The organism is Sphingobium sp. WR1, from assembly GCF_059693745.1.
This window is the reverse complement of the sequence record NZ_JCATID010000087.1, coordinates 1-1,183: the sequence shown is the minus strand read 5'-3', so window position 1 is coordinate 1,183 and position 1,183 is coordinate 1. Positions and strand designations below refer to the sequence as shown.

Annotated in this window: 2 protein-coding genes; both read right to left on the bottom strand. The window is 72.0% G+C overall.

Annotation, left to right across the window (positions count from 1 at the left end):
* Positions 1-382: efflux RND transporter permease subunit (locus AC58EF_RS28505; protein WP_497279730.1), on the bottom strand; the 382-nt coding region annotated here is incomplete at its 3' end.
* Positions 382-1,183: efflux RND transporter periplasmic adaptor subunit (locus AC58EF_RS28500; protein ID WP_497279729.1), on the bottom strand; the 802-nt coding region annotated here is incomplete at its 5' end. The genes AC58EF_RS28500 and AC58EF_RS28505, both read right to left, overlap by 1 nt.

Genomic DNA, 1,183 nt, shown 5'->3' with positions numbered 1-1,183 from the left:
GTTGTTGCGCCGCGAGCGGCAGGCGCGGTTGAACCTGGGCGATCCGCTCGCCGACCATCTGGCGGGCGCGGATCAGGTCGGAGCCGCGCTCGAACAGGATTTGCACCGACGACAAGCCGAGAACCGACTTGGATCGGAGCGTCATCAGCCCGGGGACGCCATTGACCGCCGTCTCGATCGGTACCGTTACGAGGCTTTCCACCTCTTCGGTGGAAAGGCCCGGTGCCTCGGTCTGGATTTCCACCATCGGCGGGGCGAACTCGGGGAACACGTCGAGCGGCACGTCGCGACCGGCGCGCACGCCGAGAACGACGAGCAAGCCTGCAAGCGCAAGGACGAGGACGCGCTGGGCGAGCGCGAAATGAACGAGCCGGCCGAGCATCAGTGCGCCGCCCCGAACTCGGTGCCGAACAGCTCGGCCGCGCCGGCGGTCACGACCTGGGCGCCTGGGGCGAGGCCGCGGGCGAGCAGCGCGCGCCCGCCGCTCTCGGACGCTACCTCGATGCGTTGGCGGACGAAGGTGTCAGGCGCGGTCTTCTGATAGACCCACTCACCACCGTAAATGTCCCGCAAAATCGCAGCGGACGTCACCGACAGACCCTGGGTCTGTCCGGCGAGCGGCAGGTCCACCGCGACCCGCTGCCCGACCCGGAAGGCGCGGTCGCGATTGTCGATCGCGTAATAGAGGTCGACGGTCCCGGCGGCGGTGTTGGCAGACGGGGGAGCCTGCACCGGGCGGGCGGCACGCGGTGCCCCGCCTTCGCCCAAGGTGCGGACGGTGGCCCCTGCATCGCGGCGCACGTCCCCCATGTCGCTGCCGAATACCGACGTCCGCACCCATAGCACCGGCTGCGATCCGAGCGTCGCGACCGCCGGCCCCAGCAACCGGCGCTGCTGGCGGGCGGCGCCGAGCGCGGCCTGGGCCGCTGCGAGCGCTGCGGCGGCCTCGTCGCGTGCGCGCACGCTGCCCGCTTCCTCGCGCACCAGGCCCTCGGCGCGGTTGAGGGCGATCCGCGCCAACCGCGCCTGTGCGGTCGCGCGCGCCAGCTCCGCGTCAGCGGCGGCCTGCTGGCTCCCGATCTGCTGGAGGTTGGTGGTCGAGTTGACCGGCACCCCGTTCGCGCTGATCGGCGGAACGACGATCTCGCCTGCGACCTGGCGAGTGGCCGTGGCCGACCCGCCG